A 26,328-nucleotide genomic window follows, 5' to 3' on the forward strand; every position below is an offset into this window, starting at 1 on the left:
CCGAGGGAGCGCTCAAGGCATGGAACTCCACGACGTCTGGTTCGTACTGATCGCCGTCCTCTGGATCGGCTACTTCTTCCTCGAGGGCTTCGACTTCGGGGTGGGGATTCTGACGAAGCTGCTGGCCCGGAACCGGGTCGAGAAGCGGGTGCTGATCAACACCATCGGACCCGTCTGGGACGGCAACGAGGTATGGCTGATCTCGGCGGTCGGCGCGACCTTCGCCGCCTTCCCCGAGTGGTACGCGACGCTCCTCTCCGGCTTCTATCTGCCGGTGCTCGTCATCCTGGTCTGCCTGATCGTGCGCGGGGTCGCCTTCGAGTACCGGCACAAGCGGGACGAGGAGCAGTGGCAGCGCAACTGGGAGAACGCGATCTTCTGGACCTCTCTCGTACTGGCGGTGCTCTGGGGCGTGATCTTCGGCAACATCGTGCGCGGCCTGAAGATCGATGCGGACCTGGAGTACGCGGGCAGCCTCTGGGACCTCTTCAACCCGTACGCGGTTCTGGGGGGCCTGGTGACGCTGGCGCTGTTCACTTTCCACGGTGCGGTGTTCACGGGGCTGAAGACCGTCGGGGACATCCGGGAGCGGGCAGGGCAGCTTGCGCAGCGGCTCGGCCTTGTGACCGTCGCCCTCGTGACCGTCTTCCTGCTCTGGACCCAGGTCCACCGGGGCAACAGCGAAAGCCTCGTGGCGATGGTGGTGGCCGTGGCAGCGCTGGTCGGGGCGATCGGCGCGGTACGTGCCGGGCGCGAGGGCTGGTCGTTCGCGCTGTCGGGCGTCGCGATCGTCGCGGCCGTCGCGATGCTGTTCCTGGCGCTGTTCCCCAACGTCATGCCGTCCTCGCTCAACGCGGACTGGAGCCTCACGGTCACCAACGCCTCGTCGGCTCCGTACACCCTGAAGATCATCACCTGGTGTGCGGCGATCGCGACGCCACTGGTGCTGCTCTACCAAGGCTGGACCTACTGGGTGTTCCGCAAGCGGATCGGTACGCAGCACATCGCGGACGCGCACTGACCCCATGAAGGGTCGTCACACCAGGAGGGTGTGTTTCACGTGAAACCGATCGACCCGCGCCTGCTCAGGTACGCCCGGGCCACTCGCCTCTTCCTCGTCGCCGTGGTGCTCCTCGGGGTCATCGGCGCCGGGCTGGTCGTCGCCCAGGCGATGCTCATCGCCGAGGTGGTGGTCGGGGCCTTCCAACAGGGCCTGGGCGCCGCGGATCTGCGGATGCCGCTGCTGTTGCTGGCGGCGGTGGCGGTGGGGCGCGGGATCGTCGGCTGGCTCACCGAGCTGGCCGCGCACCGGGCGAGTGCGGCGGTCAAGTCGGAGCTGCGCGGCCGGTTGCTGGAGCGGGCGGGTGAGCTGGGACCGGGGTGGCTCAGCGGTCAGCGGACCGGATCCTTGGTCGCGCTCGCCACGCGGGGCGTGGATGCGCTCGACGACTACTTCTCGCGTTATCTGCCGCAGTTGGGGCTCGCTGTGGTGGTGCCGACCGCCGTGCTCGCGCGCATCGTGACCGAGGACTGGGTGTCGGCGGCGATCATCGTCGGCACGCTGCCGCTGATCCCGGTCTTCATGGTGCTCATCGGCTGGGCCACGCAGTCCCATATGGACCGTCAGTGGAGGCTGCTGTCCCGGCTGTCCGGTCACTTCCTTGATGTGGTCGCCGGGCTGCCCACGCTGAAGGTGTTCGGGCGGGCCAAGGCACAGGCCGAGTCGATCCGGCGCATCACGGACGAGTACCGGCGGGCGACGATGCGGACGCTGCGTATCGCCTTCCTGTCGTCCTTCGCCCTGGAGCTGCTTGCGACGATCTCCGTAGCGCTGGTGGCGGTGACCATCGGCATGCGGCTCGTGCACGGCGAGATGGATCTGTACATCGGTCTGGTGATCCTGGTGCTCGCTCCCGAGGCGTATCTCCCGGTACGGCAGGTGGGTGCGCAGTACCACGCGGCGGCAGAAGGGCTGTCCGCCGCCGAGGAGATCTTCGAGGTACTCGAGACGCCGGTGCCGGCCGCCGGATCGGGTGCCGTGCCGGAGGGGCCGATCAGCTTCGAGCGGGTGACGGTCCGGTACACGGGCCGGTCGTCTGCGGCGGTCGCCGATGCCTCGTTCTCGGTCGCGGGGGGCGAGACCGTGGCGCTCGTCGGGCCGAGCGGCGTGGGCAAGTCGACGCTGCTGAACGTGCTGCTGGGGTTCGTGAAGCCCACCGAGGGCCGGGTGCACGTCGGCGGCACGGACCTCTCGGAGATATCCCGGGAGGCATGGCACGAGCGGATCGCCTGGGTGCCGCAGCGTCCGCACCTGTACGCCGCATCGATCGCCGAGAACGTACGGCTGGCGCGGCCCGACGCCGACGACGAGGCGGTTGTGCGTGCCTTGCGCGATGCCGGGGCGTACGACTTCGTGGCCGCGCTGCCGGACGGGGTGGACACGGTGCTCGGCGAGGACGGTGCCGGGCTGTCGGCCGGACAGCGGCAGCGTCTCGCGCTGGCCCGCGCCTTCCTGGCCGACCGGCCGGTCCTGCTCCTTGACGAGCCGACCGCCTCGCTGGACGGGGCTACTGAGGCCGAAGTGGTGGACGCGGTACGGCGGTTGGCGGTCGGGCGGACGGTGCTGCTGGTGGTCCACCGGCCCGCGCTGCTCGCGGTCGCCGATCGGATCGTGCGACTGGAGGCCGCGGGAGGCGAGGACGGGATCCATGCTGCGGCGGCAGCCTCCGGTGCTCGTGGGATCCGCCCCGCGGGGGCGGCCTCCGGCGCTCTCCTGGTCTCCCCCGCCCGGACGGCCCGTACGGATGCCGACCTGCCCTCCGGGAGCGGCCCTGACGGCTCACGCGGCCCCACCGCGGTGGACGCTCACACGGGAGGAGCCGAGCCGTTGGGGGAGGCCGCGGCAGAAGGGCGCGTCGCCCGGTCCGGCCGGGCGCTTGCCCGCGTACGCGGCCTCGCCGGTGCCCGGCGCGGGCGGCTCGGACTCGCCCTGCTGCTCGGCAGTCTGGCGCTCGGGAGTGCCGTAGGGCTCATGGCCACCTCCGGGTGGCTGATCTCGCGAGCGTCGCAGCACCCACCCGTGCTGTACCTGATGGTCGCGGTGACGGCCACGCGCGCGTTCGGCATCGGGCGGGCTGTCTTCCGGTACGCCGAGCGGCTCGTGTCGCACGACGCCGTGCTGCGGATGCTGGCCGACACCCGGGTCGCGGTCTACCGCCGTCTGGAGCGGCTCGCGCCCGCGGGCCTGCGGAACGCGCGCCGCGGGGACCTGCTGTCACGGCTGGTCGCCGACGTGGACGCGCTGCAGGACTACTGGCTGCGGTGGCTGTTGCCGGCCGGTGCGGCGCTCGTCGTCGGCGCCCTCTCCGTCGGCTTCACCGCGTGGCTGCTGCCCGAGGCCGGCGGCGCCCTCGCGATCGGCCTGCTGGTGGCCGGGGTCGGCGTTCCCTTGGTGAGCGGGGCCGTCGCGCGGCGGGCGGAGCGCAGGCTCGCCCCCGCTCGCGGAGTGCTCGCGACACGGGTCACCGATCTGCTCGCCGGGACGGCCGAACTGACCGTCGCCGGTGCGCTGCCCGCCCGTACCGCCGAGGCGAAGCGGGCCGACACTGTGCTGACGCGGATCGCCTCCCGTGCGGCCACCGCCACTGCCCTCGGCAACGGCCTGTCCGCGCTGGCCTCCGGGCTGACCGTCACAGCCACCGCCCTCGCCGGCGTCCAGGCCGTCCACGAGGGGCGGCTCAGCGGAGTGGCGCTGGCGGTCGTCGTACTCACCCCGCTGGCGGCCTTCGAGGCCGTGCTGGGGCTTCCGCTGGCCGTGCAGTACCGGCAGCGGGTGCAGAAGAGCGCCGAGCGGGTGCACGAGGTGCTGGACGCCCCCGTGCCCGTACAGGAGCCGCAGCGGCCGCTGGAGGCGCCGGCGACGCCGTTCCCGTTGCGGGTCACCGGGTTGCGCGCCCGCTACCCCGGTCAGCACCGCGACGCGCTCGCGGGCCTCGACCTGACCCTGGAGCAGGGGCGCAGGATCGCCGTCGTCGGGCCGTCCGGATCCGGTAAGACGACGCTGGCGCAGGTGCTGCTGCGGTTCCTGGACGCGAGCGAGGGGACGTACACGCTCGGCGGTACGGACGCCTGCGCAATGGACGGTGACGCCGTGCGGCGCTTCGTCGGGCTGTGTGCGCAGGACGCGCATCTCTTCGACAGCTCGGTACGGGAGAACCTGCTGCTGGCCCGCAAGGACGCGACCGAGGCCGAGCTGCGCGAGGCCCTCGCGCGGGTCCGGCTGCTCGACTGGGCCGACGCGCTGCCCGACGGGCTGGACACCTTCGTCGGCGAGCACGGCGCCCGACTGTCCGGAGGGCAGCGGCAGCGGCTGGCGCTGGCCCGAGCGCTCCTCGCCGACTTCCCCGTCCTCGTACTCGACGAGCCCGCCGAACACCTCGACCTTCCGACGGCCGACGCGCTGACCGCCGATCTCCTCGCCGCGACGGAGGGCAGGACGACGCTGCTGATCACCCACCGGCTGGCCGGTCTGGAGGCGGTGGACGAAGTGATCGTGCTGGACCAGGGGCGTCCGGTGCAGCGCGGCGCGTCCGCGGCGCTGGCCGCGGTGGACGGCCCGCTGCGCCGGATGCGCGAGCGGGAGGCCGCGACGGACGGTCTGGTGACGGCGGGCCGCTGACGGCGGTCTGGTGACGGCGGTCTGGTGACCGCGGGCCGCTGACGGCGGGCTGGTGACGGCGTGCTGACTGACAGGCCGGCCGCTGCGGGCGCTGCCGACTTTCCGCCGCGAAAGGTACAAATTAGGCTCATGGCATGGCAGCAGCAGCCACGCCCGGCCCAGCGCCGGATCCTCACGGCGGGCCGACGCCGGGCGGGGGCGCCGCACCGTCGGCCCGGAGTCTGCAAGGGCTGTCACCGGAGCTGACCGCACGGTTGCCTCAGCTGCTGGAGGCGATGCGGTCCGTCGGCACAGGACTGGAGCTGCACAACACGCTGGACCGCATCTGCGAGACCGCCGCCCAACTGGCGGACGCCCGCTACGCCGCTCTCGGCGTCGTCGACGAGGACGGCAAGGGGCTGTCGGACTTCGTCTACTACGGCGTCGACGAGGCCACGGCCTCGCTGATCGGCCGGTTGCCCGACGGGCAGAGAGGGCTGCTCGGCGCGCTCATCCACCAGCCGGAGCCGGTGCTGCTGGCGGATCTCACGGCCGATCCGCGCTCCTACGGCTTTCCGCCCCACCATCCGCCGATGAGGTCCTTCCTCGGCGTTCCCGTCCGCGTCCAGGAGGAGATCTTCGGCAACCTCTATCTGGCCGAGAAGCGCGGCGGGCGCGAGTTCAGCGTCCACGACCGCGACATGGTCCGTGTGCTCGCCACCGAGGCGGGCATCGCCATCGGCAACGCCCGGCTCTACGACGCCGCCAAGCAGCGCGAGCGCTGGATCGACGGCTCTGTCGCCGTGACCACCGCGCTGCTGTCGGGCGGCGATGCCGAGGACGCGCTGCAGGTCGTCGCCGAACAGGCCCGCCGGCTGTCCGGCTCGGCGGCCGGGATCGTGTCGCTGCCCGCGGACGAGGGCGGACTGGAGATCGTCGCTGTCTCCTCGGAGCACGCATCGGGCCTCCTGGGGGCGGTCGTCCCGCCGGAGAGCAGAGCCGTCGCCGAACTCCTGGACGGCAAGGCCGTGTTCGTGGACGACGCGGCCACCGACCCGCGCTTGATCACCGATCTGTCCCGCGACTACGGGCCCATGATGATGCTGCCGCTGCAGAGTGGCGGCCGAGTCCTGGGCGGTCTCGTCACGCCACGCGCGCGTGGCGCCCGGCCGTTCACCGAGTCGGAGCGGACTCTGGCCACCCAGTTCGCCTCGCAGGCCGCCCTCGCGCTGATGATGGCGGAGGCGCAGCGCGACCGGGAGCGGCTCGCGGTGTACGAGGACCGGGACAGGATCGCCCGGGATCTGCACGACCTCGTGATCCAGCGGCTGTTCGCCACCGGGATGATGCTGGAGAGCGCCCAGCGCAAGTCCGTCGTGCCCGAGGTGCAGGACGGAGTCAGCAAGGCGGTCGACGAACTGGACGTCACGATCCAGGAGATCCGCACCGCGATCTTCGCCCTGCAGCAGGGCCCGGCCGAAGCTCCGTCGAGCCTGCGCACGCGCATGCTGCGCGAGATCAACATGGCGGCCGTGCCGCTCGGCTTCACACCCTCATACCGCTTCACCGGTCCCGTCGACGCGGTGGTCGGCGAGATGACCGGCAAGAATCTCATCGCGGCGCTGCGCGAGGCGCTCTCCAACGCGTTCCGGCACGCCGGGGCGTCGCGTATCGAGGTCGTCGTCGATGCCGGTGTGACGCTGCCGGACGGGCGGCAGGGCGTACGCCTGACCGTCTCGGACGACGGCGTCGGCATCCCGGAAGGCGGCCGCCGCAGCGGCCTGAAGAACCTCAAACGGCGGGCGCAGTCGCTGGGCGGGGACAGCTGGCACGGGCCGGGCATCGGCGAGGACGGGCGCGGTACGACGCTGGTGTGGCAGGCCGCCTGCTGAGCTGCCTTTCCGGGGCTTTGGGCCGAGTGGGTGGCCGGAGGCCTGTTCGGCGGAACAGGCCTGGTCCGTACGGGTCATCGGTCCCTCCTCGCGTACGCGTTGCACCAGTATGTCCTCGTATGTGCGGACAACGATCCGACGCATGCGCTCATCTTTCTGTCGCCCGCAACTCGTGCCCGTACTGCTGTGCGCCTCGCTCGCTCTCGCAGCCGTGCCCGCCACGGCATCGCCGGACCCCGGCGGCACGGGTGCCTTGGGAGGCCTGAGCACCGGGGCCGAGGTGGCACAGCTGTACGAGGACGCGTCCGTGGCCGCCCAGCAGTACGAGACGACCCGGCGCGCGGCGAAGGCGCAGGAGGCCAGGGTCCGCAAGCTCGAGAGGCTGCTCGCCCGGGAACGGCGGGACATCGCGGTCCTGCACGGAGACCTCGGCCGCATCGCACGCACCCAGTACCGCGAGGGTGGAGGGCTTCCGCGCACCGCGCAGCTGCTGCTCGCGGACAGCCCCGAGGATCTGATCCGTGGCCAGCAGGCCGTCTGGCAGGCGGATCTGGCTGTCAACAACGCGGTCTCGAAGAGCCAAAGAGCGGAGGCGCGGCTGTCGGCCGACGAGAAGAAGGCGGCCGAGGCCTGGCGCGTCCTCGCCGAACGGAACAGCAAGATGGGCGAGTTGAAGCGGAGCATCGCGCAGAAGCTCGAACGCGCGCTGTGGAAGCTTCAGGGTGAGGCCGACCGGTCGGCTGCGGCGGGCAAGTGCCCCAGAGCCGCACGGCTGAAGCAGCAGAAAACGAGCACCACGCGCGCGTGGGTCGCGCCGGTGACGTCGTACAGACTCTCCGCCGGCTTCGACAGCGTCGGTGCGCACTGGGCGCACCGGCACACCGGGCAGGACTTCGCCGTGCCCATCGGCACTCCGGTACGCGCGGCCGGGGCGGGCCGGGTGGTGAACGTGTCGTGCGGCGGCGCCTTCGGCATCGAGGTCGTCGTACAGCACTCCGGCGGCTACTTCACGCAGTACGCGCACCTTGCCGGCGTCACCGTCGCCGAGGGGCAGCGGGTGCGGGCGGGGCAGTGGGTCGGGCAGTCGGGCACGACCGGCAACTCGACCGGGCCGCACCTGCACTTCGAGGTGCGGCTCACCCCGGACTACGGCTCCGCGGTGGATCCGAGGCGGTGGCTGAAGGAGCGGGGAGTGCGCATCCGGCCGTAAGAGGTGCTCACAAAATGGGCGCCCGGCTCTACAGCCCGGCCAGGATCCCCTCGATGACGATCGCCACGCCGTCCTCGTTGTTGGCCACCGTGTGGCCGGATGCGACGGCGACCACGTCCGGATGAGCGTTCCCCATGGCGTACGAGGTGCCCGCCCAGGTGAGCATCTCCACGTCGTTCGGCATGTCGCCGAAGGCCACGACCTCCTGCGGTGTGATGCCGCGCTCCGCGCAGCACAGGGCCAGCGTGCTGGCCTTGGAGACCCCGGGGCCGCTGATCTCCAGCAGGGCGCTCGGGCTGGAGCGCGTGATCGCCGCCTTGTCGGCCGCGTGCGCACGGGCCAGCGTCAGGAACTCGTCCGGGACCATCGTCGGGTGGTACGCGAGCAGCTTCAGCACAGGCTGGTCCGCCACGTCGGAGTCCTCGGCCAGCAGCTTCTCGGCGGGGGCCACGCTCTCGCCGGGGTCCAGCTGCAGGGGCGGATACGTCGGTTCGTGGTGCAGACCGCCGGTCCGCTCGACGGCGAACGAGGTCCCGGGGGCGGCGGCGCGCAGCGTGTGCACCACGTCGAGGGCGCTCGCCGGCTCGAGAGCGCGGATCTTGACGAAGCGGTGGCTGCCGGGGCCACCGTGCAGATCGACCACCGCCGCGCCGTTGCCGCAGATGGCGAGGCCGTGACCGTGGACGTGGTCGCTGACGACGTCCATCCAGCGTGCGGGGCGGCCGGTGACGAAGAAGACCTCGATCCCGGCGGCCTCGGCGGCGGCGAGAGCGGCGATGGTGCGCTCGGATACGGATTTGTCGTCCCGCAGCAGGGTGCCGTCGAGGTCTGTGGCGATCAGCCGAGGCGGTACGGAGGAGGCCGGGGTCCGGGGCCGTGCGGTCGCTGAGGTCACGACCCCAGTGTCCCGCATATGCCAGCACGGCCGTGCGGTGGGGCGCACATCTGAGTACTTCTGGCCCCCGGCTGTCTCGTCTCCCTCAGCCGCGCCCGTCGAGCTGCTGGACGGCCTCGGTCGCGATCCGTTCGAAGACCTTCTGGTCGGCTGCGAAATCCGAGTCCGGAATGGGCCAGTGGATCACGATCTCGGTGAAGCCCAGTGCCGCATGGTTGCCCGCGAAGTCCACGAAGGCGTCGAAGGAGTCCAGCGGACGGTCCGGAGTGAACCCGGTGAGCAGGATCTTGTCGAGTTCCGCGACATCGCGGCCCAGCGTCTCGCAGGCCGCGCCGAGCTTCTCGACCTGGCCGCGAATGGCTTGAATCGACTGCTCGGGGGTGCCCGTTTCGAACAGCTTCGGGTCACCTGTCGTCACCCATGCCTGGCCGTGGCGCGCGGCGAGCTTCAGTCCGCGCGGGCCGGTGGCGGCCACCGCGAAGGGCAGCCGGGGCCGCTGGACGCAGCCCGGTATGTTGCGGGCCTCGGACGCGGAGTAGAAGTCCCCGTCGTACGACACGCCGTCCGTACCGTCCTCGGTGAGCAGCGTGTCCAGGAGCTGAACGAATTCGGCGAAACGGTCCGCCCGCTCGCGCGGCGACCACGGCTCCTGGCCCAGCGCGGTGGCGTCGAAGCCCGTGCCGCCCGCGCCGACCCCGAGCGTGATCCGGCCGTTCGACACGTCGTCGAGCGAGATCAGGTCCTTGGCGAGCGTCACCGGGTGCCGGAAGTTCGGGGATGTGACGAGCGTGCCCAGGCGCAGCCGCTCGGTGACGGCCGCGGCGGCGGTCAGCGTCGGCACCGCGCCGAACCACGGCCCGTCCCGGAAGGTGCGCCAGGAGAGGTGGTCGTAGGTGTACGCGGTGTGGAAGCCCAGCTCCTCCGCAAGCTGCCAGGTGGCGCGGGCGCCCTGGTGCCATCGGCGGTACGGAAGGATCACTGTGCTCAGACGCAGACTCATGCCTCAGAGCGTAAGCGGCCGCGGAGCGTGGGCGCTGCCCGCGTCGTGTGCGGGAGCAGGACGGCAGTCGAGGAGGCGGCCGGAGCCGGCAGGCAGCGATGCCGGTCGTCGGTCGTCGGTCGCCGGTCGGTTCGGCCGTCGGTTGTCGATGGTCGGTTCTCCGTCGTCAGTGCGGCGCCGGAAACCGCAGGTATTCCGGGGGTACCGCCGCGGTCAGCCACACGCCGTTGGCGCTCACGCGGAACACGTGTCCGTCGCGGTGCATGGCCCCCGCGTCGACGGAAAGCACGACGGGGTGGCCGCGGCGCGCACCGACCCGTGTCGCGGTCTCGCGGTCGGCGGAGAGGTGCACGTCGTGGCGGTTCATAGGCCGCAGGCCCTCGGCGCGGATCGCGGGCAGATGACGGGCGACGGTGCCGTGGAAGAGATACGCGGGCGGGGTCGCCTGGGGCAGCCCCAGGTCGACGTCCACGGAGTGCCCCTGGCTGGCGCGGATCCGGGTGCCCTCGATCGCGAAGCGTCGTTTGTCGTTGACGGCGACCACATGGTCGAGCTCGTCCCGAGTGAAGCGAAAGCCGTGCGCGGCGGCAGCGGTGATCAGGATGTCGATCTCGACCCAGCCGCCCTCGTCGAGAGTGAGCCCGATCCTCTCCGGCTGATGCCGCAGGTGCTTCGCCAGGTACTTCGACACCTTCACTGTGCGTCTTTCGTCCATCCGGCCAGCGTGCCCGTCGGGCGCGCCGGCGCGCACTCGGTTTTGGCCCGCCCTCTTCGGGTCGGATGTTTGATCCACAGACAACTGCGTTATCCACAGGGCAAATTGGAGACCCTGTGGACAACTGGACTGAGGAATCAGGTGATTTGATCAACTTGACGGCTGTTTGGGTATTTTGCCCACATGGGAGCACAAGATCCCGGAGGCATATGCTTTTTCGCATAGTCGGGGGTGTTGATGTCGGTCGACGCCAAGCCAATCAAGCACGGATCCAAGAGCGTTGGGCAACAAAACGGCTGGAGCGGCAAGTTCGGTTCGGCCGTCGTCGTAGAGGTTCAGCCGGTATAGTGACCGGTATAGTCTGAATTGTAAACTATGCATAGAATGAAAACGATATGCACAACTAATTCCTCAACCCACCTCGGTGAGACCTGAGGGGGACCCCTACGGGCCCGTAATACCGAAGTCGGACCACGGGACAACCCCCTGGTCTGACGCCCGATGTTGTGTGCGCCACTACCTTCGAGGCGTGACTGTGATCGTGACCGAAAGCCTGAGCAAGCGGTTCCCCAGGGTGACCGCGCTTGACCGGCTCTCCATGGATATCGGGCCTGGTGTGACCGGACTCGTCGGAGCCAATGGAGCCGGCAAGTCCACACTGATTAAGATCCTTTTGGGTCTTTCCCCCGCTACCGAGGGCCGCGCCGAGGTGCTCGGCCTCGACGTGGCGACCAAGGGAGCCGCCATCCGCGAGCGCGTCGGCTATATGCCGGAGCACGACTGCCTGCCGCCCGACGTCTCTGCCACCGAGTTCGTCGTCCACATGGCGCGCATGTCGGGGTTGCCGCCGACCGCAGCCCGCGAGCGAACGGCGGACACGCTGCGCCACGTCGGCCTGTACGAGGAGCGCTACCGCCCCATCGGGGGCTACTCGACCGGTATGAAACAGCGGGTCAAGCTCGCCCAAGCGCTCGTCCATGACCCGCAGTTGGTCTTCCTCGACGAGCCGACCAACGGTCTCGACCCGGTCGGCCGTGACGACATGCTCGGCCTGATCCGGCGTGTCCACACCGACTTCGGCATCTCGGTCCTTGTCACCTCGCATCTGCTGGGCGAGTTGGAACGCACCTGCGACCACGTCGTCGTCGTCGACGGCGGCAAGTTGCTGCGCTCCAGCTCCACCACGGACTTCACGCAGAACACGACGACACTCGCGATCGAGGTCACCGACACCGACGAACACCCGGACGGCACGCGCGCGTTGCGTGACGCGCTGCACGCGCGCGGGGTGACCACCGACGCCGGAGGCGGTCTGCCGGGCGCCGGGCACACGCTGCTGCTCACGGCCGAGGGCGAGGACACGTACGACCTCGTGCGCGACCTCGTCGCCGAGCTGGGCCTCGGCCTCGTCCGCATGGAACAGCGCAGGCACCACATCGCAGAGGTCTTCCGGCCGGACCAGGCCAGGCACCAGGACACGGACACTGACGGGCAGAGGAAGGAGGCGGTCCACCATGGCGGTTGAGCAGACCCTCACGGGCGCCGGTGAGCAGACCCGGATCCACAACATCGGCTACCGCAACTACGACGGCCCCCGCCTGGGCCGTGCCTACGCCCGCCGTTCGCTCTTCTCGCAGTCCCTGCGCGGCGCGTACGGACTCGGCCGCTCGGCCAAGTCCAAGGTGCTGCCCATGCTGCTCTTCGGGGTGATGTGCGCACCGGCGGCGATCATGGTCGCGGTCACGGTCACGACCAAGCTCAAGGACCTGCCGCTCGACTACACGCGCTACGCGATCGTGATGCAGGCCGTCATCGGCCTCTACATCGCCTCCCAGGGGCCGCAGTCCGTCTCGCGCGACCTGCGCTTCAAGACGGTGCCCCTCTACTTCTCGCGCCCCATCGAACGCGGCGACTACGTCCTCGCGAAGTACGGGGCGATGGCCTCCGCCATGTTCATCCTCACGGCGGCGCCGCTGTTCGTGCTCTACATCGGAGCGCTGCTCGCCAAACTTGACTTCTCGGACCAGACAGAGGGCTTCCTGCAGGGGTTGATCTCGGTGGCGCTGCTGTCGCTGCTCTTCGCCGGAATCGGTCTCGTCATCTCGGCGGTCACACCCCGCCGGGGCTTCGGCATCGCGGCCGTGATCGCCGTCCTGACCATCTCGTACGGCGCGGTCTCCACACTCCAGGCCATCGCGCACGCACAGGGCAGCGACGGTGCGGTGGTGAGCTGGCTCGGGCTCTTCTCGCCGGTCACGCTCATCGACGGCGTGCAGACGGCCTTCCTGGGCGCCACCTCCGCCTTCCCCGGAGGGGAAGGCCCCTCGACCGGCGCGGGCGTCGTCTACCTGCTCGTCGTCCTGGGACTCATCGCCGGCTGCTACGGGATCCTGATGCGCCGCTACCGAAAGGTCGGGCTGTAGTGACCACGATCGACATCGACCACGCCTCGCGCTGGTTCAGCAACGTGGTGGCCGTCAACGACATCACGATGACCGTCGGCCCCGGCGTCACCGGACTCCTCGGCCCCAACGGCGCCGGCAAGTCCACACTCATCAACATGATGGGCGGCTTCCTGGCCCCTTCCACCGGCTCCGTCACCCTCGACGGCCGGCCGATCTGGCGCAATGAGCAGATCTACCGGAAGATCGGCATCGTCCCCGAGCGGGAAGCCATGTACGACTTCCTCACGGGCCGCGAATTCGTCGTCGCCAACGCCGAGTTGCACGGCCTGGACGCACGGGCCGCCCAACGGGCGCTCGCCACAGTCGAGATGGAGTACGCGCAGGACCGCAAGATCTCCACGTACAGCAAGGGCATGCGGCAGCGCGTCAAGATGGCGTCCGCGCTCGTCCACGAGCCGTCCGTGCTGCTGCTGGACGAGCCCTTCAACGGCATGGACCCGCGCCAGCGCATGCAGCTGATGGACCTGCTGCGGCGCATGGGCGACGAGGGACGCACCGTCCTCTTCTCGTCCCACATCCTCGAGGAGGTCGAGCAACTCGCCTCCCACATCGAGGTGATCGTCGCCGGACGGCATGCGGCGAGCGGCGACTTCCGCAAGATCCGCCGCCTGATGACCGACCGCCCGCACCGCTATCTGGTGCGTTCCAGCGACGACCGCGCACTCGCGGCCGCGCTGATCGCCGATCCGTCGACCGCGGGCATCGAAGTGGACGTGACCGAGGGCGCGTTGCGTATCCAGGCCGTCGACTTCGGCCGGTTCACGGCACTGCTTCCGCGGGTGGCCAGGGACAACGGCATCCGGCTGCTCACGGTCTCGCCGTCCGACGAGTCCCTCGAGTCCGTCTTCTCGTATCTTGTCGCGGCGTAGGAGGCCGAAGATGTACGACCCCACTGTCGCCCGGCTCACCTACCGGGCCCTGCTCGGCCGCCGCCGCGCTCTCATCCTGTTCGCGCTGCCCGCCCTGCTGATCGTGATCGCCGGGGCGGTACGCGTCCTCACCGGCGCCGACGACCAGGTCGCCTCGGACGTACTCGGCGGGTTCGCGCTCGCCACGATGGTGCCGATCATCGGCGTCATCGCCGGCACCGGAGCGATCGGTCCCGAGATCGACGACGGCTCGGTGGTCTATCTTCTCGCCAAGCCCGTCAAGCGGCCCACGATCATCTTCACCAAGCTGATCGTCGCCATCGCCGTGACGATGGTCTTCTCCGCGATCCCCACGTTCGTCGCCGGGCTGATCCTCAACGGCAACGGTCAGCAGATCGCCGTCGCCTACACGGTCGCGGCGCTGGTCGCCTCCATCGCGTACGCCGCACTCTTCCTGCTGCTCGGCACGGTCACCCGCCACGCGGTGGTCTTCGGACTCGTCTACGCCCTCGTCTGGGAGGCCCTTTTCGGATCCCTGGTGGCCGGAGCACGCACGCTCAGCGTTCAGCAGTGGTCGCTCGCGGTGGCCCAGAAGGTCGCCGGCGGAGACCTGGTCACCTCGGACGTCGGGCTGCCGCTCGCGACGGTTCTGCTGGCGGGCGTCACCGTGGCGGCCACCTGGTACGCGGGGCAGAAGCTGCGGACGCTGACGCTGGCCGGGGAGGAGTGACGCGGCACGCGATGCCGGTTCCGCGATCTTGATGGCGCTTTCACCCTCCTGCCCGGACACTGGGCGGGAGGCGAGCGCTTCCGCCGTGGAGGAAGGAGTCACGATGGCATCGGAACCGAAGCCCGAGGCTGGTACGCCGGGCGAGGGGTGGGACGACATCGTCCTCGACGAGGAGTTCATACGGTCCGCCGAGACGGCCGAACCCTCCGCGCGTGCCCGGATGCTCGCCGCCCGCTGGCGCAAGCGGCCCCCTGAGCCGGAGCCCTGGCGCAGCGACGAGCCTCCGGCGGGCTGGTTCTGGAGCCGGGCGCGGCGTCGTAGGTGGCGCAAGGGGTAGGCGTCCCTCCGGAAATAATCGGTGGCGCCCAACTTCTCGTACCGGCAGAGTAGTTGTGTCCACGACGCCGCCAGCGGCGCCATCTTCTGGGAGAGGAGCGCGACGATGTCCATCAGTAGTCCGTCGAGCTCCCGACAGGGCAGCCCGCGGCGGGCTCCGGAGTAGTCACTGGACTCCGTGGAGCCGCCGCGTGGGAGCTGTCCGGGGCGGCCGCTTCGAGCGCGCGAACTCGTTCGCGCGGGCCGCCCACCCGGAGGATTGGCCGAGAGGTAAGGCACCGGCTTGCGCTGTGTTCGATCAGAAGCGAGTCGTGGTCGGGGTTGCCCCGCGCGCGTTCGATCCGCGCATCCTCCGCGAGACGCTTCGCTGTGATGGGGCGGGGTTCTCTGTTGTCCTGGTGGACCTTGTACGTCGGGTTGGCGTACGTCGTGGGCTGTGCCCACCCTCCCCCATTGCCTTAAGGGCATGGGAGGTACCCCCATCGCCCTGCGGAACGCCTGCCCACAGCGGGAGCCCCGCGCCCACAGCGGGAGCGGCTGCTGCTCGCCGACTACGCCAGCAAGCGCTCCAGGACTACGGCGATGCCGTCCGTCTCGTTCGACGTCGTTTCCTCGTCCGCTACTGCCTTCAGTTCCTCGTGGGCGTTCGCCATGGCTACGCCGTGGGAGGCCCAGGCGAACATCGGGATGTCGTTGGGCATGTCGCCGAAGGCGATGGTGTCCGCGGCCCTGGCACCGAGTCGGCGGGCTGCCAGGGAGAGGCCGGTTGCCTTCGTCAGGCCCAGGGGGAGCAGTTCGACGATGCCCTCGCCGGCCATCGTCACGCCCACCAGGTCGCCCGCGGTCCGCAGAGCCACCGAGGCGAGCTCGTCGTCGGTGAGCCCCGGGTGCTGGATGTACACCTTGTTCAGCGGCGCCGACCACACGTCGGCGACATCGGTGAACGGCACGTACGGCAGTGGTCCGTCGTGCACCTGGTAGCCGGGCCCGACGAGCACCTGCCCCTCGATGCCGTCGCGGCTCGCGGCCAGCGCCAGCGGGCCGACCTCTGCCTCGATCTTCGCCAGCGCCAGTCCTGCCAGCTGGCGGTCCAGGGTCACCGAGGTGAGCAGACGGTGCTCGCCCGCGTGGTAGACCTGCGCACCCTGGCCGCACACCGCGAGGCCCTCGTAGCCGAGGTCGTCGAGGATGTGCCGGGTCCAGGGCACGGCCCGGCCCGTGACGACGATGTGGGCGGCGCCCGCCGCGGTGACCGAGGTGAGCGCCTCACGCGTGCGCGCCGACACCGTCTCGTCGGAGCGCAGCAACGTTCCGTCGAGATCGGTGGCGACCAGCTTGTAGGGGAAGGGGGCGGCGGAAGGAGCAGTGGAATCGCTCACTTGGCGACCGGTTCCAGAATCTCTCGTCCTCCCAGATACGGGCGGAGCACCTCCGGGACCCGCACGGAGCCGTCGGCCTGCTGGTGGTTCTCCAGGATCGCGACGATCGTGCGCGGTACGGCGCACAGCGTGCCGTTGAGCGTGGCCAGCGGACGGATCTGCTTGCCGTCGCGTACGCGGATCGACAGGCGGCGGGACTGGAACTCCGTGCAGTCCGAGGTCGACGTCAACTCGCGGTACTTGCCCTGCGTCGGGATCCAGGCCTCGCAGTCGAACTTGCGGGCGGCCGAGGAGCCCAGGTCACCCGTGGCCACGTCGATCACGCGGAACGGCAGCTCCAGCGAGGTCAGCCACTGCTTCTCCCACTCGAGGAGACGCTGGTGCTCGGCCTCCGAGTCCTCCGGCGCGACGTACGAGAACATCTCGACCTTGTCGAACTGGTGGACGCGGAAGATGCCGCGGGTGTCCTTGCCGTGCGAGCCGGCCTCGCGGCGGAAGCAGGGCGAGAAGCCCGCGTAGCGCAGGGGCAGCCGGTCGGCGTCGATGATCTCGTCCATGTGGTACGCGGCGAGTGGCACCTCGGACGTGCCGACCAGGTAGAGGTCGTCGTCGTCCAGGTGGTAGACGTCCTGCGCGGCCTGGCCGAGGAAGCCGGTGCCGGCCATCGACTGCGGGCGGACCAGCGCCGGGGTGAGCATCGGCGTGAAGCCGGCCGCGGTGGCCTGGGCGATCGCCGCGTTCACCAGGGCGAGCTCGAGCAGCGCGCCGACACCGGTGAGGAAGTAGAAGCGCGAGCCGGAGACCTTGGCGCCGCGCTCCACGTCGATCGCGCCGAGCGTGGTGCCGAGCTCCAGGTGGTCCTTCGGCTCGAAGCCCTCGGCCGTGAAGTCGCGGATGGTGCCGAGCTCCTCCAGGACCCTGAAGTCCTCCTCGCCGCCGACGGGGACGTCGGGGTGCACGAGGTTGCCGAGCTTGAGCAGCAGCTCCTGGGTCTCGGCGGCGGCCTGGTCCCGCTCGGCGTCGGCCGCCTTGACGGCGGCGGCGAGCTCGCCCGCCTTCTTCAGCAGCTCCTGCTTCTCGTCGCCGGAGGCCTTGGGGATGAGCTTGCCGAGCGACTTCTGCTCGGAGCGCAGCTCGTCGAAGCGGACGCCGGACGACCTGCGCCGCTCGTCGGCGGAGAGCAGGGCGTCGACGAGCTCGACGTCCTCTCCACGGGCGCGCTGGGAGGCGCGAACACGGTCGGGGTCCTCACGAAGCAGGCGAAGGTCAATCACACCGCAAGGCTACCGGTGTGCGGTTCCCGCTCACGAACCGATATCTAAGTATGCGCGTTATGAGCGATATGCCGGAATGGGAATTCCGGCAGGGCCGGGCGGATGGGCGCCGCGGACGCGACATCGCAGCGTACCGTCAATAAAAGGGGCGCGATTCCCCGAATCGAGGCACAGGTGATGTGCCGTCTTGACTCGACTCCCTTGCCGTGAGCGGCAATTGGGGCTCGTTTTCCACAGGAGTCCGCGCGTGGAAAAGTTATCCACAGCCTGTGTGCAAGATCTGTGGATGGCGGAAGAGATCATTCCGAAAGCCGCAACTGAGGCGATGGATTCCCGTCTCAAACCGCCTCTGACCCCACTTTCGGGTGGAAATGGTTCGCCCCAAAGAGTTGATCAAGTGAAACGGGTGACCGAGGGGTGATGTGTCTGATGCTGGAGGGGCTTGGCGGCCAGGGGCCGATATGTCGACTGTGTCGTATGTATCGCGCTTCGTTGTCGACTTGTCCCCAGGTCGAGAAGCCAGCCTGTGGATAACTCCTGTGGATGAGGAAAATCTGCAGGTAGGACCGTAGGTGGTACCGGTGGATAACTCATCGGTAGCGGCCGTGGCGCAGAGCGCGAGGAGCCGCCACGGATGGGACGGCCGGATGCCACGGCCGGATGGGACGGCGGACGTGGCCGGACGCGACGGCGGATGCGAGCTCATGTGATGGCGGATGCGAGCTCACGTGATGGCGGATGCCACCGATGCAACCAACCCGTCAGAACCGCCCGTCGCGGCAGCGCGTCAGCCAGTCCGAGGCCTCCGCGAAGTCGCCGTCGGACGTCCCGGGCCGAAGCGCCCGCACGTCCTGGGGCGAGACGTCGGCCTGGGGATAAGAGCCGAGGAACCGCACCTTCAGGCAGATGCGCTTGAGCCCCATGAGGGCCTCGCCGACCCGTGGGTCCGAGACGTGCCCCTCGGCGTCGATCGCGAAGCAGTAACTTCCGATGCCCTCGCCGGTCGGACGGGACTGGAGCAGCACCAGGTTGACCCCGCGTACCGCGAACTCCTGGAGCAGTTCCAGCAGTGCACCGGGGTGGTCGTCGCGCTGCCAGATGACCACCGAGGTCTTGTCCGCGCCGGTCGGGGCAGCGGGCCGGGCGGGTCGGCCGACCAGCACGAAGCGGGTCTGCGCGTTGGCCGCGTCGTGGATCTCGGTGACCAGCGGCTCCAGGCCGTAGGTCGCCGCCGTGAACTCGCCCGCGAAGGCCGCGTCGTAGCGGCCCTCCTGCACCAGCCGCGCGCCGTCGGCGTTCGACGCGGACGACTCCCACACGGCGTCCGGAAGATTCGCCGCCAGCCAGTTGCGGACCTGCGTCTGCGCGGCCGGGTGCGCGGTCACCGTCTTGATGTCGGCCAACTGTGTGCCGGGCCTGACCAGCAGCGCGAAGGTGATCGGAAGCAGCACCTCGCGGTAGATCATCAGCGGCTCGCCCGCGATGAGCTCGTCGAGGGTCGTGGTGATGCCGCCCTCCACGGAGTTCTCGATCGGCACGAGCGCGGCTGCGGCCTCGCCTGCGCGTACGGCGTCGAGAGCCGCGGACACGCTCACCATGGGCACGAGCTCCCGCGTGGCGGCTTCCGGGAGCTTGCGGAGTGCGGCCTCGGTGAAGGTGCCGACCGGGCCGAGGTACGTGTAGCGGGTGGCGGACATACGGTCACCCTAATGCCCGCCGGCACTGCGGCTTCCTCGTGCCGCCCGGGTACCGGCACTGCCGCGTCCTAGCGCTGCCTGTCCGGGCCATTGCGGCTCGCGCGCCGCCTTGTCTCGGTACCGCCGCCGTGCACCGCCGCCGTCCTGGCGGTGCCCCTGCCTGGGCCACTGCGGCTGGCTCGCGCCGACCCTGTCTCGGCACGTCCGGGTCCTGGCGCCGGTCCTGCCCCGGCGATTGCCGCTCGCGCGCGCCGTCCCCATCCCGGCACGTCCGCGTCCTCGTGCAGCTCCGGTCTCGGCACCGCGGCGTCCTCGTGCAGCTCAGTCTCGGCACCGCGGCGTCTCGTACAGCTCCGGTCTCCGCACCGCCTCCGTCCCCGCCCGCTCACGCCTCTAGGCGTCTCCCCCGGAGCTTCCCCGGAGCCGCTCTCTCCCCGGGCTGCCGGTGTTTCAGCGGCCACCGCCGATCGCGGGGACCGCCCATGCCCCCAGGGCGTCTCCACCGGAGCCGCGCTGTCCCCGGCCGCTGGCCTCCGGAGCGGCGCGGTCGCTCTCTTGGGGACGGCTCACGCCTCCAGCAGCCGCTGCCCCACGTACTCGCCCTTGGCCGCGCCGCCCGGCACGGCGAAGAGGCCGCTCGACTCGTGGCGGATGAACCGCGACAGGGCGTCGCCGCGGTCGAGTTTGCGCTGCACGGGTACGAAGCCGCGCAGCGGGTCCGCCTGCCAGCAGATGAAGAGCAGGCCCGCGTCCGGTACCCCGTCCGCGTTGAAGCCGTCGTGGAAGGAGAACGGCCGGCGCAGCATCGCGGCCCCGCCGTTCTGGTCGGGCCGGGTGATGCGGGCGTGCGCATTGATCGGGATGACGAGATTGCCGTCGGCGTCGGCCTGCTCGAGTTTCGGTTCGGTCGCCTCCGTGCCGCCGGTGAGGGGCGCACCGTCGGACTTGCGCCGCCCTATGACGTTCTCCTGATCCTTGACGGAGAGCTTCTCCCAGTCGTCGAGGAGCATCCTGATGCGGCGTACGACGGCGTAGGAGCCGCCGGCCATCCAGGACGGATCGCCGGAAGCGGGCACGAAGATGCGCTGGTCGAAGTCGTCATCCGTCGGCTTCGGGTTGTTGGTGCCGTCGATCTGGCCCATCAGATTGCGGGCCGTCATGGGGCGGGCGGTCGCGCCGGGCGAGCGGTTGAAGCCGTTCATCTGCCAGCGGACGCGTGCGACGCCGGCGGCCTCCTTCTGCACGGCGCGCAGTGCATGAAAGGCGACCAGTGCGTCGTTCGCGCCGATCTGCACCCATAGATCGCCGTTGCTGCGCGCCTTGTCGAGACGGTCCGAGGAGAAGTCCGGCAGCGGATCGAGGGCCACCGGGCGCTGCTTCTCCAGGCCGGTACGGGAGAAGAGGCTGTAGCCGAAGCCGAAGGTGACGGTCAGAGACGAGGGCCCGGCATCGCGTGCGACGTCGGTGTCATTGCTTCCGGCGGCCTCGCCCGCCATCAGCCGCTCAGCAGTCGCCGACCAGCGGCGCAGCAGTGCGGCCGCCTCCTTGCGGCCCGCACTCGCCACCAGGTCGAACGCGATGAGATGACCGTGGGCCTGCATCGGCGTCGTGACGCCTGGCTGACGTTTCCCGTGAAACATCACCTCCTCCGCGCCGAGGGAGGTGAGAGACGCAGCGGCCGTGCCGCTCGAGCCCTCATGGGAACCGGAGGACGCGGCGGCGTACCCCGCGGCACCGCCCGCCGCGCCCAGGGCAAGCCCGGTGGCGCCGGCCGTGCCGAGGAGCCGTCGACGGGAAATGGACTGGTCAGGCATGGTGTTCAGCCGATCTTCACGTTCTTGTTGACGGTCACCTGGTCGATGTCCGAGGTACGCACGGTCACGGCGACCTTCCAGTCGCCTGCCATCGGGATCTGCACCCCGCTCGCGCTCCAATGCCCCGTGACGATGTGGTCGGGGACGACGGACAGCGGTCCGATGTCCTTGGACGTGAGCGTGAAGGAGACCTTCACCTCGGGAATGTCGAAGGGCCGGCCGTTAGGGCGCTTCACATAGAGATGCATCTCGTTGCTGCCGGTCCGGCCCGGCGCCAGATCGAGCGACACGGTGCCTTTGCCGTCCTGACCGCCCGTGTCGAACGGAATGTCCAGGGTGACGGGACCGCTCAACTCGGATGCGGCGGTGGTGGCACGGGCGGCCTGCTCTTCCGTACGGCCCGGCTCGGTGGACGTCAGCACCGTGGTGACGGCGAGCAGGACCACGGCGACGCCGGCTTCGGCGAACACGGAGCGGCGCAGGCCCGAGCGGTGCGGATCGGCGTCCCGGACGCGCTTCTTGCGGGCGGTGGCTATGGCGGCCCGCTGGCGGGCGAGTTGGGCGACGCGTGTGGCGTCGCGGCCTGCCGTTTCCACATGCTCGGCATGCGCGGCATCCGCTGCATGCGCCGCCTCCCCGGCATGCGCCGCATCCGCTGCATGCGCCGCCTCCCCGGCATGCGCCGCATCCGTGGCATGCGCCGCCTCCTCGGCATGCTCCGCGTCCGCGCCCTCGGTGTTCGCGTCCTCGGCGTCCGCGCCTCGTGCGTCCGTGAGCTGAGTGGTCCAGCGGCGAGAGATCCAGGCGATGCCCACCAGCACCGCGACCAGCCCGATCTTCACGAGCAGCAGCTGCCCGTACGCCGTACCGGTGAGCGCCGACCAGGAGCCGACCTGGCGCCAGGCCTGGTAGAGGCCGGTCGCCGCCAGCAGGCTGACGCTGCCGAGTGCGATCCGCGAGAAGCGGCGTACCGCGGAGGCCTCGATCGACGGCGCGCGGTACAGCGACACCAGCAGCGTCGTCAGACCGCCGAGCCAGGCCGCGACCGCCAGCAGATGCAGCACGTCGAGGGGCATCGCGAGCCCTGCCTGGATACCGGTCGAGGCGTGCTCGGCCATGGCCCACGTGGCAGCGAGGCCCGCCGCGACGACGGCGCCGCCGACGGCGAGGCCGAAAGCGAGGTCGCTTTTCTGACTGTCGGTCGCACGACCGTCGGTCTCGCTTTGACGGTTGGTCTCGCTTTGACGGTCGTAGCCGCCTTGCCCGGCCGCATCGCCGTCACTGGTGGCGCCGACCCGACCGGCCCCATCGCCCTCGTCGCTCGCCTCGCCCCCGTGGTCCCCCTCATGCCTGACGTACGCCCCGAACAGCACCGCGATGAACAGAGCGGCCGCGGCGAGCAACAGCAGGCGGGAGCTGAGTGCCGCGCCCGTCTTCGTCTGCAGCACCGTGCCGAGCTGCCCGAGGTCGAAGACGTCGGCGAGCTTTCCGGACCCGGTGTACGCGCCGCGCATGAGCAGCATTGCCAGGGTGGCCGCGGTCAGCGCGACCCAGCCGGAGACCACGACCCGCTGCACCGCCCGTACTCCGGCGCCGCGCGGCCAGCAGGCCAGTACGAAAGCGGCTCCGCCGACCATGACGATGAACCCGGCGTACGACACATAGCGTGCGACGCCGTAGAGCCCGCCCAGGACACCGCCGCCGGCCGTCTCGTCCCCCAGCGCGACCGAGGTCTTCGACGGCGCGCCCACGGAGAACGTGAAGGCGCCGGACACGGGGTGGCTGTCGGCCGACACCACCTGGTAGGCGACGGTGAAGGTGCCGTCGGGCAGGCCCGAGTGCAGCTTCACGCTGTAGACGTCCTCACCGAGGTCCTCCGGCTTGCCGGTGTCGACACGCTTGCCGGCCGGGTCGAGCACCCGGATCGAGCCGTCCGACAACGCCACGTCCTCCGAGAACGTGAGCGACACCTGCTTCGGCGCCGTCTCGACCACTGCCCCCTGCTTCGGGTCGCTCCCGAGCAGCGCGGCATGCGCGGAGGCGGGCGCGGCACCGGCGAGGAGCGCGCCCGTCACGGCGAGCAGCAGCATCAGAAGATGCCCGACGCGGGGAGCGATGGCCCTCATGAACTCTCCGTCCCTCTGACTGCGTCTCAGTGATGGCTTGACGGGTTGTACGTGGCGTCCTTCACCGGCAGCTCAACCGTGACCGTGCCCGACTTGGCGAAGTGCAGCTCAACGGACACCTTCTCGCCCAGCTTCGGCCTGTGCGTGAGCTTGTCGAACATGACGTGGTTGCCGCCCCGCGCGAAGTCGAGGCTGCCGCCTGCGGGTACGCCGAAGGACTTCTGCTCCTTCATCGCCCCGCCCTCGGAGGTGTGGAGGGTGACATCGGCGGCTATGTCGCTGCTCACGGAGGTGAGCTCGTCAGCGCCGCCCGAGTTGGTGACGGTGAAGTACCCCGCCGCCATGTCGGCCGTCGGCGGAACCGGCATATAGGCCCCGCTCACCTTCAGATCGGGCTTCTTCGCGGCCGCGGCCGCGGCTGTGGTCGCCTGCGCCGAGCCGTCGCCGGAGCCGCAGCCGGTGAGCACGAGCCCGGCGGCGACGACCAGCGCACCGCCGGTCACGAGTCCCCTCGCGCCGCGGCCGTTGCCGCCACCGCCACCGCCACCGCCGACGACGCCGACCCCGGTCCCGGTCCTCGTGCGAGTGCGGAACCGGCGCCTCACGGCGTCTCCCCCTTGATCAGCTTCGGCAGGTCCTTCGTGTAGTCGTCGACCGTGGCGTCCTCGCCGTACAGGACATAGCCCGCGTCGGTCTTCGGGGAGAAGGCGACGACCTGGGTGCCGTGCATCGAGACGACCTTGCCGTTCTTGTCCTTGGTCGGCGGCTCGATGGAGATGCCGAGCTGCCGGGCGCCGGCCTGGATGGTGGAGAAGTCCCCGGTCAGGCCGATGAAGTCGGTGTCCTGTGCCTTGAGCCAGCCGGCGAGCGCGGACGGGGTGTCCCGCTCCGGATCGGTCGTGACGAAGACGACGCGCAGCTCGTCCTGCTCGGCCTTGGGCAGCTGCTTCTTGGCGACCGCGATGTTGCTCATGGTCAGCGGGCAGACGTCGGGGCAGTGGGTGTAGCCGAAGTAGATCAGCGTCGGCCGGCCCTTGGTCTGCTCGACCAGGTCGTACTTCTTCCCGTGGGTGTCGGTGAGGACCAGGTCCGGCTTGGTGAACGGCTTGTCCAGCACGGTCGCGGCCTTGTCCGAACTGCCCGACTCCACGGAGACCTCGGCGACGGGCTTCTTGGCGTCGTCGCCGCTGCCGCACGCGGACAGGGTCAGCGTTGCGGCGGTCAGCACGGCGGCGGCGAGGAGAGTGTTCTTGCGCATAGGAAAATGTCCCAGATGTGAGGTGGCCGGTGGGCGCCGGGGTCGTCCGCAGTCGTCGGTACGACCCCGTGCCCACCGGAAGGTGGCTCAGCTGCCCGGCCGCTCGTCATGCGCTCGGCATGCGGTCGGCATGTGCAGCTGCCGGCCGGTGATCAGTTGCTGGTACGCCGGCGTCCGGCCAGCACACCGAACGCCACGCCGGCCGCACCCACGGCGATGCCGACGATGCCGAGGACGCGTGCGGTGGTGTCGCTGGAGTCGGCGGAGGCCGCCGCGGTCCCGGTGGCGCCCGAGGACGACTCGGACTTGGCGTTGTCCGAGGCGGCCGTGTCGTCCGAACCGCTTCCGTGGTGGTCGTCGGTGGCTGCCGACAGCTCGAGCACGGGCGCCGGGTTCTCCGGCTCCTCGTCGCCCTCCTGCACCTCGATCCAGCGCACGACCTCCTTGTTGGAGTACGTCTGGAGCGCCTTGAAGACGAGCTCGTCGGTGTCCTCGGGCAGCTGGCCGACGGAGAGCGGGAACTTCTGGAAGTAGCCCGGCTCGATGCCCTTGCCGTCGGCGGTCCAGGTGACCTTGGAGACGGCCTCGGTGATCTTCTCGCCGTGCAGCTCGAGCGGCTTGTCGAGCTTGGACTTGGTGACCTCCACCTTCCAGCCGTCGACGGGCTGGGGCATCACGGAGGCGAGCGGGTGGTCCGTCGGGAAGCTCACCTCGAGCTTGGTCGTCGAGGCGTTGTCGCGTTCGTTCGGCACCTTGAAATCGATGACGGCGTACCCGCCCTTGGCGGCCTCGCCCTCCGGCTGCACGCTGACGTGCGCGAAGGCCGGGGCGGAGAGCAGCAGCACGGCGGAACCGGCGGCGGCGCCGACGACGGACAGACGGGAAGCCTTCAGCCGCGCCGGTGCCTTCAGGGACGGCATGGACTGCTTGGGTGTGAGGGACTTCATGGAAGAGGACTCTCCACTCTCAGCGGTGGTTCGACGGTGAGGAGGACAGCGCGCCCGATGGGCACGCACGCGTGCCGCACGGCACCTCATCCGACTCCGACGAGTGGACTGGTGCGCGCGTCAGGCAGCGAGAAGGAACGCGGCCGTGGAGGGCGGCCCGCGCCTGATCACCGTGTGCTGAAGTGCGGAGATACGCGGCTTCGCGGGCAGAAGCAGCGCGGTACGCGGGGCACGCGGACCCGCGTCGGGTGCTGCCCGCAGCCCGGCGAGCAGGGCCCGTACGAGTGCGAATGCGCGGCGCAGCGACCGTACGCGCGACACCTCTGCGACTCCGTGCGCCGACAGCCGCAGCAGGTGCCCCAGTGCGATGTCGCCGCGGCGCAGCAGCCAGCCCGCGGCGACGGCCGCGAGCACGTGCCCGAGGAGCATGGGCAGGGACGGCAGCAGCGCGGACGCAGAGCCGGTGGGCGTGGACGCTGCTGCCGAGTGGTGGTGCAGGGAGTGCGCCGGTTCGAGGCCCGCGCTCGACAGGATCTGCTGGGCCTGGGCCGGGCTGATCGCCGCCACCCCGGCGCCGCACACCAGTCGCGCGGCCCGCTCCACCAGGGCGGAATCGCTGACTGCCGACGCTGACACCGCGCTCGCCGACGACGCGCCGACGACGCCCACGGCGGCCTCCGTACCGCCCTGCGCGAAACCGAACAGCGTGTGCAGCGCGGTCTGGCCCACGGCCAGCACCGCGGCGATACCGGGCAGTGCGCGCTCGCGCCCGGTGAACGGCACCGCGACGGCGAAGACGGAGAGGAACGCCACCCCGAGCGCCCACAGCGGGAGCACCTCGCAGGAGGCGAGCGCATGCCCCGCCGCGGACAACGCGACACAGACCGCGGTGAACACCGCGGCCCTGAGGATCCGGAGATCGACTCCGTCGCGCGCCCTGCGCTGGTCGGGGGCAGTCATGGCCGAGCCATCATCGCACTGGCCCTGACCGCTCCGTACGGCAGGTCCACAAGGTCACGGCACACCCGGAAGATCACGATATGAAACGAAGCGCCCGTTGCGTC

Annotated in this window: 22 protein-coding genes and 1 tRNA gene; 11 read left to right on the forward strand and 12 right to left on the reverse strand. The window is 70.3% G+C overall.

The window, feature by feature from the left end; all coding sequences use genetic code 11:
* The first annotated feature begins 19 nt into the window (after positions 1 to 19).
* The 4 genes from cydB (at position 20) to H1D24_RS06230 (ending at position 7,759) form a co-directional block, all read left to right on the forward strand.
* On the forward strand, positions 20 to 1,021 hold the full coding sequence (cydB, locus tag H1D24_RS06215; protein ID WP_181656335.1) for a cytochrome d ubiquinol oxidase subunit II: 1,002 nt from the start codon (positions 20 to 22) through the stop codon (positions 1,019 to 1,021).
* Between the two features lie 30 nt (positions 1,022 to 1,051).
* Positions 1,052 to 4,678, forward strand: a complete 3,627-nt coding sequence (gene cydD / locus H1D24_RS06220) for a thiol reductant ABC exporter subunit CydD (protein ID WP_181656336.1) — start codon at positions 1,052 to 1,054, stop codon at positions 4,676 to 4,678.
* Between the two features lie 134 nt (positions 4,679 to 4,812).
* Entirely contained in the window at positions 4,813 to 6,549 is a 1,737-nt protein-coding gene (locus tag H1D24_RS06225) for a sensor histidine kinase (protein ID WP_181656337.1), read from the forward strand.
* 142 nt (positions 6,550 to 6,691) lie between these two features.
* Positions 6,692 to 7,759, forward strand: a complete 1,068-nt coding sequence (locus H1D24_RS06230) for a M23 family metallopeptidase (RefSeq protein WP_181656338.1) — start codon at positions 6,692 to 6,694, stop codon at positions 7,757 to 7,759.
* Between the two features lie 28 nt (positions 7,760 to 7,787).
* On the opposite strand, the gene H1D24_RS06235 is transcribed toward H1D24_RS06230, so the two are convergent.
* From H1D24_RS06235 to H1D24_RS06245, 3 genes are all read right to left on the reverse strand, one after another.
* The gene (locus H1D24_RS06235; RefSeq protein ID WP_374064163.1) at positions 7,788 to 8,654 is read right to left on the reverse strand and encodes an HAD-IIB family hydrolase; all 867 of its coding nucleotides are present in this window, start codon (positions 8,652 to 8,654) and stop codon (positions 7,788 to 7,790) included.
* A gap of 85 nt (positions 8,655 to 8,739) precedes the next feature.
* On the reverse strand, positions 8,740 to 9,654 hold the full coding sequence (locus H1D24_RS06240) for an LLM class flavin-dependent oxidoreductase (RefSeq protein WP_181656340.1): 915 nt from the start codon (positions 9,652 to 9,654) through the stop codon (positions 8,740 to 8,742).
* A gap of 166 nt (positions 9,655 to 9,820) precedes the next feature.
* Positions 9,821 to 10,369, reverse strand: coding sequence for an RNA 2'-phosphotransferase (locus H1D24_RS06245; protein ID WP_181656341.1), 549 nt, complete (start codon positions 10,367 to 10,369; stop codon positions 9,821 to 9,823).
* Between the two features lie 535 nt (positions 10,370 to 10,904).
* Between H1D24_RS06245 and H1D24_RS06250 the strand changes: the two genes are divergently transcribed.
* The 6 genes from H1D24_RS06250 (at position 10,905) to H1D24_RS06275 (ending at position 15,124) form a co-directional block, all read left to right on the forward strand.
* Entirely contained in the window at positions 10,905 to 11,894 is a 990-nt protein-coding gene (locus tag H1D24_RS06250) for an ABC transporter ATP-binding protein (protein WP_181656421.1), read from the forward strand.
* Complete coding sequence (locus H1D24_RS06255; RefSeq protein WP_181656342.1) at positions 11,884 to 12,792, forward strand: ABC transporter permease; 909 nt, start codon at positions 11,884 to 11,886, stop codon at positions 12,790 to 12,792. Before H1D24_RS06250 ends, H1D24_RS06255 begins: the two co-directional genes overlap by 11 nt.
* Positions 12,792 to 13,703 carry an ABC transporter ATP-binding protein gene (locus H1D24_RS06260; RefSeq protein WP_181656343.1) on the forward strand — a complete coding sequence of 304 codons (912 nt, stop codon included), beginning with the start codon at positions 12,792 to 12,794 and terminating at the stop codon, positions 13,701 to 13,703. The genes H1D24_RS06255 and H1D24_RS06260 overlap by 1 nt, the downstream gene beginning before the upstream one ends.
* 10 nt (positions 13,704 to 13,713) lie before the next feature.
* Entirely contained in the window at positions 13,714 to 14,433 is a 720-nt protein-coding gene (locus H1D24_RS06265; protein ID WP_181656344.1) for an ABC transporter permease, read from the forward strand.
* Positions 14,434 to 14,536: 103 nt separating this feature from the next.
* The gene (locus tag H1D24_RS06270; RefSeq protein WP_181656345.1) at positions 14,537 to 14,770 is read left to right on the forward strand and encodes an SGM_3592 family protein; all 234 of its coding nucleotides are present in this window, start codon (positions 14,537 to 14,539) and stop codon (positions 14,768 to 14,770) included.
* 252 nt (positions 14,771 to 15,022) lie between these two features.
* Positions 15,023 to 15,124: transfer RNA gene (locus tag H1D24_RS06275), tRNA-OTHER, on the forward strand.
* 196 nt (positions 15,125 to 15,320) lie between these two features.
* Here the strand turns inward: H1D24_RS06275 and H1D24_RS06280 are convergent.
* Positions 15,321 to 16,148 carry an HAD family hydrolase gene (locus tag H1D24_RS06280; RefSeq protein ID WP_181656346.1) on the reverse strand — a complete coding sequence of 276 codons (828 nt, stop codon included), beginning with the start codon at positions 16,146 to 16,148 and terminating at the stop codon, positions 15,321 to 15,323.
* Entirely contained in the window at positions 16,145 to 17,422 is a 1,278-nt protein-coding gene (gene serS / locus H1D24_RS06285) for a serine--tRNA ligase (RefSeq protein ID WP_181656347.1), read from the reverse strand. Before serS ends, H1D24_RS06280 begins: the two co-directional genes overlap by 4 nt.
* A gap of 247 nt (positions 17,423 to 17,669) precedes the next feature.
* Between serS and H1D24_RS06290 the strand changes: the two genes are divergently transcribed.
* Positions 17,670 to 17,843: a hypothetical protein gene (locus H1D24_RS06290; protein ID WP_181656348.1), complete on the forward strand. Its 174-nt coding sequence runs from the start codon at positions 17,670 to 17,672 to the stop codon at positions 17,841 to 17,843.
* 340 nt (positions 17,844 to 18,183) lie between these two features.
* On the opposite strand, the gene pheA is transcribed toward H1D24_RS06290, so the two are convergent.
* The 7 genes from pheA to H1D24_RS06325 all read right to left on the reverse strand — a co-directional run bounded on the left by pheA (position 18,184) and on the right by H1D24_RS06325 (position 26,224).
* Positions 18,184 to 19,119 (reverse strand): prephenate dehydratase, encoded by a 936-nt coding sequence (gene pheA / locus H1D24_RS06295; RefSeq protein WP_181656349.1) that lies wholly within the window; start codon positions 19,117 to 19,119, stop codon positions 18,184 to 18,186.
* A 566-nt stretch (positions 19,120 to 19,685) separates the two neighbouring features.
* Positions 19,686 to 20,933: an iron uptake transporter deferrochelatase/peroxidase subunit gene (gene efeB / locus H1D24_RS06300; RefSeq protein ID WP_181656350.1), complete on the reverse strand. Its 1,248-nt coding sequence runs from the start codon at positions 20,931 to 20,933 to the stop codon at positions 19,686 to 19,688.
* 5 nt (positions 20,934 to 20,938) lie between these two features.
* A complete protein-coding gene (locus tag H1D24_RS06305; protein ID WP_181656351.1) occupies positions 20,939 to 23,059 on the reverse strand; it encodes a copper resistance CopC/CopD family protein in 2,121 nt (706 codons plus the stop codon).
* 26 nt (positions 23,060 to 23,085) lie between these two features.
* A complete protein-coding gene (locus H1D24_RS06310; RefSeq protein WP_181656422.1) occupies positions 23,086 to 23,562 on the reverse strand; it encodes a copper chaperone PCu(A)C in 477 nt (158 codons plus the stop codon).
* Positions 23,563 to 23,660: 98 nt separating this feature from the next.
* A complete protein-coding gene (locus H1D24_RS06315; RefSeq protein WP_181656352.1) occupies positions 23,661 to 24,317 on the reverse strand; it encodes an SCO family protein in 657 nt (218 codons plus the stop codon).
* A 152-nt stretch (positions 24,318 to 24,469) separates the two neighbouring features.
* Positions 24,470 to 25,210, reverse strand: coding sequence for a YcnI family copper-binding membrane protein (locus H1D24_RS06320; RefSeq protein ID WP_181656423.1), 741 nt, complete (start codon positions 25,208 to 25,210; stop codon positions 24,470 to 24,472).
* 174 nt (positions 25,211 to 25,384) lie between these two features.
* The gene (locus H1D24_RS06325; RefSeq protein ID WP_181656353.1) at positions 25,385 to 26,224 is read right to left on the reverse strand and encodes a hypothetical protein; all 840 of its coding nucleotides are present in this window, start codon (positions 26,222 to 26,224) and stop codon (positions 25,385 to 25,387) included.
* Positions 26,225 to 26,328 lie beyond the last annotated feature (104 nt).

It is taken from the genome of Streptomyces himalayensis subsp. himalayensis, assembly GCF_013778455.1.
GTDB lineage: Bacteria > Actinomycetota > Actinomycetes > Streptomycetales > Streptomycetaceae > Streptomyces > Streptomyces himalayensis.